7 protein-coding genes are annotated in these 6,405 nt (G+C 69.8%); 2 read left to right on the forward strand and 5 right to left on the reverse strand.

Going from position 1 to position 6,405, the window contains the following annotated elements:
- Positions 1-7: 7 nt before the first annotated feature.
- The 3 genes from AOK22_RS07240 to hemL form a co-directional block, all read right to left on the reverse strand.
- Positions 8-1,237 (reverse strand): polysaccharide deacetylase family protein, encoded by a 1,230-nt coding sequence (locus AOK22_RS07240; RefSeq protein ID WP_107101877.1) that lies wholly within the window; start codon positions 1,235-1,237, stop codon positions 8-10.
- A 195-nt stretch (positions 1,238-1,432) separates the two neighbouring features.
- Complete coding sequence (locus tag AOK22_RS07245; RefSeq protein WP_055697749.1) at positions 1,433-2,125, reverse strand: histidine phosphatase family protein; 693 nt, start codon at positions 2,123-2,125, stop codon at positions 1,433-1,435.
- Positions 2,122-3,447, reverse strand: coding sequence for a glutamate-1-semialdehyde 2,1-aminomutase (hemL, locus tag AOK22_RS07250; RefSeq protein ID WP_079036403.1), 1,326 nt, complete (start codon positions 3,445-3,447; stop codon positions 2,122-2,124). Before hemL ends, AOK22_RS07245 begins: the two co-directional genes overlap by 4 nt.
- Positions 3,448-3,781: 334 nt before the next feature.
- On the opposite strand from hemL, the gene AOK22_RS07255 reads away from it, so the two are divergent.
- Positions 3,782-4,219 carry a hypothetical protein gene (locus tag AOK22_RS07255; protein WP_016640275.1) on the forward strand — a complete coding sequence of 146 codons (438 nt, stop codon included), beginning with the start codon at positions 3,782-3,784 and terminating at the stop codon, positions 4,217-4,219.
- Positions 4,220-4,273: 54 nt separating this feature from the next.
- On the opposite strand, the gene AOK22_RS07260 is transcribed toward AOK22_RS07255, so the two are convergent.
- Entirely contained in the window at positions 4,274-4,873 is a 600-nt protein-coding gene (locus AOK22_RS07260) for an FMN reductase (protein ID WP_055697751.1), read from the reverse strand.
- Positions 4,870-5,973 carry an LLM class flavin-dependent oxidoreductase gene (locus tag AOK22_RS07265; protein ID WP_055697752.1) on the reverse strand — a complete coding sequence of 368 codons (1,104 nt, stop codon included), beginning with the start codon at positions 5,971-5,973 and terminating at the stop codon, positions 4,870-4,872. Before AOK22_RS07265 ends, AOK22_RS07260 begins: the two co-directional genes overlap by 4 nt.
- Positions 5,974-6,105: 132 nt before the next feature.
- Between AOK22_RS07265 and AOK22_RS07270 the strand changes: the two genes are divergently transcribed.
- The coding region (locus tag AOK22_RS07270) for a GNAT family N-acetyltransferase (RefSeq protein WP_425264007.1) at positions 6,106-6,405 on the forward strand (300 nt) is incomplete at its 3' end.

A 6,405-nucleotide genomic window follows, 5' to 3' on the forward strand; every position in this document is an offset into this window, starting at 1 on the left:
TGCCTTTTCAGGCGGCCTTTCCGAGGCCCTTCCAGCCACCGGCGGGCCGCTGCCCGACCTCGAGGCCCTGGAGGCTCGCGAGGACCTTCGGGTCCTGCACGTCCAGCCAGTCCACGAACTGCCGGAAGGAGACGAGCCGCACGTCCTTCTTGCCCGCGATGTGCTTGAGGGCCTCCTCCACGGCATCCATGTAGATGCCGCCGTTCCACTCCTCGAAGTGGTTGCCCACGAAGAACGGCGCGCGGTTGGACTCGTACGCACGCTTGAACCCGGCGATGTAGGCCTCGGTGGCCTGCTTGCGCCAGCCCGGGTAGTTGGCCGGCGGCGCCTTCGTGGAGTTCTTCGACTGGTTGGCGAGGATGTTGTAGTCCATCGACAGGACCTCGAAGGAGTGCCCGGGGAAGGGCATGGCCTGCAGCGGCAGGTCCCAGACGCCCATCTTCTTCTCGGGCCAGCGCTGGCGGCCGCCGGGCGAGGACGCGTCGTAGCGCCAGCCGAGCTTCTTCGCCGTCGGCAGCAGGTTGTTCTGGCCGAGCAGACAGGGCGTACGGCCGCCGACGAGTTCCTTGTCGTAGTCGAAGGGCAGCGACGGCAGATCGGTCCAGCCGGTGTTCGTGCGCCACTTCTTCACGAACGACTTGGCCTGGTCGATCTCGTCCTGCCATTGCGCCGGCGTCCAGTTGGCGACGGAGCCGGTACCCGCGCAGAAGTGCCCGTTGAAGTGCGTGCCGATTTCATGGCCGTCGAGCCAGGCCTCGCGTACGTACTTCAGCGTCTCCTTGATGTGACCGTCCGTGAGATAGCCGATGTCGGAGGCGCCGACCGCGTTGTTCGGCGGGCGGTACATGCGCTTCTTGGATTCCGGGAGCAGATAAAGCCCGGAGAGGAAGAACGTCATGTGCGCCTCGTGCTCCTTGGCGAGCTTCAGAAAGCGCGGGAACAGTCCGTTGCCGACCTCACCGGCACCGTCCCAGGAGAACACGACGAACTGCGGGGGCGTCTGACCGGGCTCCAGCGGAACGGGCTTGGCCGGCTGGTGGGGCTGCTTTCCGGTGAAGGCGGTCGACCCGTCACCGATCGGCTTGGCCGGGTGCTCGGCACCGGGCTGCCCTTCCTTGGCCTTGTCCGCGGGCCCGGACGTGTCGCCGTCGCCCCCGGTACCGCATGCCGCGAGCCCGAAGGCGGCGGCCGCACCGGCTCCGAGTCCGAGCATTCCCCGGCGGCTGATGTCGCGCATTCCATCCCCATTCGTCGCGCCCCTGGTTCCGCTCCTGCTGTATCTGCCATGCAAGACGGACAACCACTTAGAGGGCGCGACGAACACGGGGGTTCCGGCAAGTCGCACATATTTATGGCGTATTTGCCGAGAAGAGACCTAGAGTTGCCGAGCGATTACCCCACGTCGACGAATAGGCCGCGGCGCGCGGGATTATCAGGCACCGAACGCCTTGTCCTTGCCCTTCACCGGCTTGGCACCCGCGAGAAGATGCGCGGGCACCAGATCCCGCGCCGGTTCCGCATATCCCACGGAAACGATCTTGTCGCCGCGATAGGTGAACGTCGTCAGAGAGGCGAGCGTGCACTGCCGCTTGCGCGGGTCGTGCCAGAGCCTGCGCTTCTCCACGAAGCTGCGCACGATCCAGATCGGCAGCTGGTGGCTGACGCACACCGCCTCGTGCCCGCGGGCCGCGTCCTTCGCCGCGTCCAGAGCGCCCATCATCCGCACGACCTGCTCGATGTACGGCTCGCCCCAGGACGGCTTGAAGGGGTTGACGAGGTGCTTCCAGTTCTCCGGGTTCTTGAGCGCGCCGTCGCCCACGCCGAAGGTCTTGCCCTCGAAGACGTTGCCCGCCTCGATGAGGCGGCCGTCGGTGGCGAGGTCCAGGCCGTGCACCTTGGCGATCGGCGTGGCCGTCTCCTGGGCGCGGTCCAGCGGCGAGGCGACGACGTGCGTGATGTCGCGCTGGGCGAGGTGCTCGGCGACGCGGTCGGCCATCTGCCGGCCGAGCTCCGAGAGGTGGTAGTCGGGCAGCCGCCCGTACAGGATCCCCTCGGGGTTGTGCACCTCGCCGTGGCGCATCAGATGGACGACGGTCAGCTCGTCGCCCGCCGGGGTGCCGGTCATGCGGTGGCCTCCGTGGCTTCCGCGGCCGCGCGCGCGGCACCCGGCAGGGCGGCGGCGATCCGCTCGATGGCCCGCTCGTCGTGAGCGGTGGACACGAACCAGGACTCGAAGGCCGAGGGCGGCAGATACACGCCCTGCGACAGCATCGAGTGGAAGAACGCGGTGAAGCGGAAGGACTCCTGCGCCTTCGCGTCCTCGTAGGTGCGCACCTCGCGGTCGGTGAAGAAGACCGAGAACATGTTGGAGGCGTTCTGCAGCGTGTGCGCCACGCCCTCCTTGGTCAGCGCCTGCGTCACGAGCGAGCGGATCTGCTCGGAGACGGCGTCGACCTTCGCGTACTCCGCGTCGCCCAGGAGCCGCAGCTGCGCGAGGCCCGCGGCCGTCGCGACCGGGTTACCGGAGAGCGTGCCCGCCTGGTAGACCGGGCCCGCCGGGGCGAGGTGCGCCATGACGTCGGCGCGGCCGCCGAACGCGGCGGCGGGGAAGCCGCCGCCCATGACCTTGCCGAAGGTCATCAGGTCGGGCGTGACGCCGTCGACGCCGAACCAGCCGGCCTTGGACGTACGGAAGCCCGTCATCACCTCGTCGGAGATGTACAGGGCGCCGTTCTTCGCGCAGGCGGCCTTGAGGCCCTCGTTGAAGCCGGGGCCGGGCGGCACGACGCCCATGTTGCCCGGCGACGCCTCCGTGATCACGCAGGCGATCTCTCCGGGGTACCGGTGGAAGGCCTCGTGCACCGCTTCGAGGTCGTTGTACGGCACGACGATCGTGTCGCCGGCCTGGGCGCCGGTGACGCCCGGGGTGTCCGGCAGGCCGAAGGTCGCGACGCCGGAGCCGGCCGCGGCGAGCAGGGCGTCGACGTGCCCGTGGTAGCACCCGGCGAACTTGATGACCTTGGCGCGGCCGGTGAAGCCGCGCGCCAGACGGATGGCGGACATGGTCGCCTCGGTGCCGCTGGAGACGAGCCGGACCTGCTCGACGGGCTCGATGCGGGCCACGATCTCCTCGGCGAGCGCGACCTCGCCCTCGCCGGGCGTGCCGAAGGAGGTGCCGCGCGCGACGGCCTCCTGCACGGCCGCGGTCACCTCGGGGTGGGAGTGTCCGAGGATCATCGGACCCCACGAGCACACGAGGTCGACGTACTCACGGCCGTCGGCGTCGGTCAGGTACGGACCGGTACCGGACACCATGAAACGGGGCGTACCACCCACAGCGCGGAACGCGCGCACGGGAGAGTTCACACCGCCGGGCGTCACGGCCGCCGCACGGTCGAAAAGAGTCTGCGAAACTGGGGCGCTATACGGGAAGCTCACACGAGCCATGGTGTCAGAGGGTCCGGACATCCTGCGGACAGGTGTTTCACTCCACGTTTTAGCGGGTGCCCGTGGGGGAGGTCACTGACACGATGATCGGGTTGCGTGGCGGGGCCGCGAGGCCTAGAAAAGACAGGGCCGTGCCGCCCTGGAAAAGCAGTCGGGTGGAGATATGCATCGCGGTGGCGGACTGGGCGAGGGGACCGACGGCCTGGGCCCCCGGCGTGCCCGGCGGGGCAAGCACCGACGCGACGCGGAACCGGAACCGGCGCAGGCGCCCGACCAGGCGCGCGGCGGTTCCACCGAGTCCCGGCCGGACCGGGTGAGCAGCAGGAGTGGCGGGGTGGGGGTGACGTACAAGTACTTCGGCGCCCCGGACGGCGCGACCGCCGCCCGTGTGCCGATCTCGATGCGGCCCGAGGAGCTCGGCGGGGACGAGCTGGGCATGGGCGGCATGTTCACGAAGATCAAGCCGGAGACGATGGCCGCGATGGTCCTCACCGGCATCGAGGGCATACCCCTGCACAAGGTCCCCCCGCTGGAACTGGTCGTCCTCCATCCCGACTACGCCGTGGTGAAGCTCCCCATGACCGTCGTCGACCCGCTGCGCGGCATCGGCGAGGAGTCGGTGGGCGCCGCGGCCTTCATCTGGTCCACCGTCCCGGACCGCGGCGGCCCGCGCGACGCCTTCAACGTCTACCAACTCCTGCACGAATGGCAGGATTTCAGCCACCGGCTGCACGATGCGGGGCATCAGGCGTACTGCCTGGTCTGGCCCTGAGGGCAAGAGCCGCCCCGCGTCCCTGACCGTCGCCGCGTACGCGACGTCCGGCCGTCACTCCCCTCGCAGCGCCGCGAGTCGCTGCTCGAAGGGGACGACGTCCCCGCCGAAGGGGGCGCCGCCGGAGCGTGTCGTCGCGGGACGTGCGAGCGCGGCGAGTTCGGCGCCCGCCCGGTCGATCCGTTCCGCGAGCCCCTCGGCACCCCAGTCCTCCGAGGCCGCGTACACGCCGGTCGGTACGACGACGGCCCGCAGATGGGCGAAGAGCGGGCGCAGCGCGTGGTCCAGGACCAGGGAGTGCCGGGCCGTGCCGCCCGTGGCCGCGACCAGGACCGGCTTCCCCACGAGCGCGTCCTTGTCGAAACCGCCGACGGCGTCGAAGAAGGACTTGAACAGCCCGCTGTACGAGGCGGAGAAGACGGGCGTGACGGCGATCAGGCCGTCCGCGCCGGCCACCGCGCCGATCGCGGCGCTCAGGGCGGGCCCGGGGAACCCGGTGGTGAGGGCGTGCGCGATCTCGACGGCGAGGTCGCGCAACTCCACGACCTCCACGTCCGCCTCGGTGTGCGACACGACGGCGGCGGCGAGCCGGTCGCCGAGCAGCCGGGTGGAGGAGGGCACGCCCAGCCCCGCGGAGACGACGACGAGCTTCATGCGGACACCTCTGCTTCCTCTGCGGTCTGCCGGGCCGCCGCCACGCGCGCGGAGTGCGTCGGGGCGTCGGGGACACCGGCCGGACGGTTCTTGGCGAACTCCTCGCGCAGGACGGGCACGACCTCCTCGCCGAGGATGTCGAGCTGTTCGAGGACGGTCTTCAGGGGCAGCCCCGCGTGGTCCATCAGGAACAGCTGGCGCTGGTAGTCGCCCACGGTGTCGCGGAACGACAGGGTCCGCTCGATCACCTGCTGCGGGGAGCCCACCGTCAGCGGGGTCTGCTCGGTGAACTCCTCCAGCGAGGGCCCGTGGCCGTAGACCGGCGCGTTGTCGAAGTAGGGCCGGAACTCCCGCACCGCGTCCTGGGAGTTCCCGCGCATGAAGACCTGGCCGCCGAGCCCGACGACCGCCTGCTCCGCGGTGCCGTGGCCGTAGTGCGCGTACCGCTGCCGGTACAGCTCGACCATCCGCTTGGTGTGCTCGGCGGGCCAGAAGATGTTGTTGTGGAAGAAGCCGTCTCCGTAGTACGCGGCCTGCTCCGCGATCTCCGGCGACCTGATCGAGCCGTGCCAGACGAAGGGCGCGACGCCGTCCAGCGGCCGGGGCGTCGAGGTGAACGACTGGAGCGGCGTTCGGAACTTCCCCTCCCACGTCACCACGCCCTCGTCCCAGAGCCGGCGCAGCAGCGCGTAGTTCTCGACGGCGAGGTCGATGCCCTGGCGGATGTCCTTGCCGAACCACGGATAGACCGGGCCCGTGTTGCCGCGCCCCATCATCAGGTCCACGCGCCCGTCCGCGAGGTGCTGGAGCATCGCGAAGTCCTCGGCGATCTTCACCGGGTCGTTGGTGGTGATGAGGGTGGTGGAGGTGGAGAGGACGAGCCGCTCGGTGCGGGCGGCGATGTAGCCGAGCATCGTCGTCGGGGACGAGGGCACGAAGGGCGGGTTGTGGTGCTCGCCGGTGGCGAAGACGTCGAGTCCGACCTCCTCGGCCTTGAGCGCGATGGCGACCATCGCCTTGATCCGCTCACGCTCCGTCGGGGCGCGGCCGGTGGTCGGGTCGACGGTCACGTCACCGACGCTGAAGATCCCGAACTGCATGGCTGGCTCACTCTCTCCGTTTGGTTGATCATTCAACTATACCTGTGGAACGGGAGTGCACCACCGCCTATTCCCCTGCTGGTACGCCCTCGGGCCCGGGGCGTTGTCAGACCCTCCTCCTACCGTGAGGACATGGAGCGATCACAGGAACAGACGATCCGCTTGACCCCCTGGCCGGAGGACGGCCTCGCCCTGCTCCTCCGGCTCAACACGCCGGAACTGACCGAGCACGTGGGCGGGCCCGAGACCCACGAGAAGGTCGTGGACCGCCACCGCCGCTATCTCGCCCTCGACCCCTCCGACGGCAAGGGCCAGATGTTCCGGATCACGCTGGACGGCCGGACGGCGGGCTCGATCGGATACTGGGAGACGACCTGGCAGGGCGAGCCGGTCTGGGAGACGGGGTGGGGCGTCCTGCCCGAGTTCCAGGGG

This window comes from Streptomyces silaceus, from assembly GCF_001419745.1.
Taxonomy (GTDB): Bacteria; Actinomycetota; Actinomycetes; order Streptomycetales; family Streptomycetaceae; genus Streptomyces; species Streptomyces silaceus.

What these genes read in the sequence shown, in the direction of transcription:
- AOK22_RS07240 (WP_107101877.1), bottom strand. Translation starts at nt 1,237, where the DNA reads ATGCGCGACATCAGCCGCCGGGGAATGCTCGGACTCGGAGCCGGTGCG.
- AOK22_RS07245 (WP_055697749.1), bottom strand. Translation starts at nt 2,125, where the DNA reads ATGACCGGCACCCCGGCGGGCGACGAGCTGACCGTCGTCCATCTGATG.
- hemL (WP_079036403.1), bottom strand. Translation starts at nt 3,447, where the DNA reads ATGGCTCGTGTGAGCTTCCCGTATAGCGCCCCAGTTTCGCAGACTCTT.
- AOK22_RS07260 (WP_055697751.1), bottom strand. Translation starts at nt 4,873, where the DNA reads ATGAAGCTCGTCGTCGTCTCCGCGGGGCTGGGCGTGCCCTCCTCCACC.
- AOK22_RS07265 (WP_055697752.1), bottom strand. Translation starts at nt 5,973, where the DNA reads ATGCAGTTCGGGATCTTCAGCGTCGGTGACGTGACCGTCGACCCGACC.